Source organism: Phaeobacter sp. JH20_34 (assembly GCF_048056095.1).
Lineage (GTDB): Bacteria > Pseudomonadota > Alphaproteobacteria > Rhodobacterales > Rhodobacteraceae > Phaeobacter > Phaeobacter bryozoorum.
On sequence record NZ_JAYMWT010000028.1, the window covers coordinates 1 to 605 of the forward strand.

Consider the following 605-nt stretch of genomic DNA (forward strand, 5'->3'; position numbering starts at 1 on the left):
TTCAGGTTGTCGCCGGGCATAACCATCTCGGTACCCTCGGGCAGGGTCACGGTGCCGGTCACGTCGGTGGTCCGGAAGTAGAACTGCGGACGGTAGTTCGCGAAGAACGGGGTGTGACGACCGCCTTCTTCCTTGGTGAGGATATAGGCCTCAGCTTCGAACTTGGTGTGCGGCTTCACGGAACCCGGCTTACACAGAACCTGACCACGCTCAACGCCGTCACGGTCAACACCACGCAGCAGCGCGCCGATGTTGTCGCCTGCTTCACCACGGTCCAAGAGCTTGCGGAACATTTCCACACCGGTACAGGTGGTGGTGGAGGTGTCACGGATACCAACGATCTCGATCGAGTCGCCAACGTTGATCACGCCGCGCTCAATACGACCGGTCACAACGGTACCACGGCCGGAAATCGAGAACACGTCTTCGATCGGCATCAGGAACGGCTGGTCAACAGCGCGCTCAGGCGTGTCGATGTAATCGTCAACAGCCGCCATCAGTTCCTTGATCTTGTCGGCGCCGATCGCGTCGTCACGGCCTTCCATCGCCGCCAGAGCGGACCCTGCGATGATCGGGATATCGTCGCCCGGGTAGTCGTAGGAAGA

General features: G+C 60.3%; 1 protein-coding gene. It reads right to left on the reverse strand.

Features of this window, described 5'->3' with window-relative positions; genetic code table 11:
- Positions 1-605: EF-Tu/IF-2/RF-3 family GTPase (locus VWZ81_RS19545; RefSeq protein ID WP_416543649.1), on the reverse strand; the 605-nt coding region annotated here is incomplete at both ends.